Below are 692 nucleotides of genomic sequence, written 5' to 3'. Positions count from 1 at the left end.
GCCCGAAGTCGTTATCCTAACCGTTAAGGAAGGAGACGCCGAAGGTGGGGCTGATGACTGGGGTGAAGTCGTAACAAGGTAGCCGTACCGGAAGGTGTGGCTGGATCACCTCCTTTTAAGGGAGACCTGCTGTGGGATAAAGGAGTGTGGCTAAAATAACAGCTGCAAAAATGAGTTGTAAAACTCAATTATTCCTTTGCCTATCAGACATCCCAAGGTCGGTTGAAATTGGATTGCTGGCTTTCAAACTATTTCCCGGTTCGGTCAAACAACTGCTAAGAGAAAACTGACAGAATTCCTGATTTAATATGAAGTTCTGCTTGGTTAAAAATCCCAAAAATGTGTTACAGTAAAAGAGTTGGGAATGAGAAAAAAACAAGCTGAACCAACTGAAAGTAGCAAAAGGGTTGGAAAAACGAATTCAGCAAGCTTGGTTTTCTGGAAATAGAAACAAGCTAGCTGGATATCAAGTCCAGACAGAACCTTGAAAATTGCATAGCAACTGTCATAAAATGATTTCGATAAGACGTGAATTATCGCGTTTTATCCAGTCAGGTAGATCCAAAAAAAAGTGGTCAAGCTAAAAACGGCTGACGGTGGATACCTAGGCACGCAGAGGCGAAGAAGGACGTGGTGACCGACGAAACGCTCCGGGGAGCAGGAAGCAAGCAATGAACCGGAGATATCCGAAT

General features: G+C 43.9%; 2 rRNA genes. Both read left to right on the top strand.

From position 1 onward, the window contains the following. Positions 1-116: ribosomal RNA gene (locus MiSe_RS49510) — 16S ribosomal RNA — on the top strand; the annotation flags it as partial. Positions 117-573: 457 nt separating this feature from the next. Continuing rightward, a 23S ribosomal RNA gene (locus tag MiSe_RS49505) occupies positions 574-692 on the top strand; the annotation flags it as partial.

The sequence above is a fragment of the Microseira wollei NIES-4236 genome, from assembly GCF_020521235.1.
GTDB classification, from domain to species: Bacteria; Cyanobacteriota; Cyanobacteriia; order Cyanobacteriales; family Aerosakkonemataceae; genus Microseira; species Microseira wollei.
This window is presented reverse-complemented; position numbering and strand designations above follow the sequence as displayed.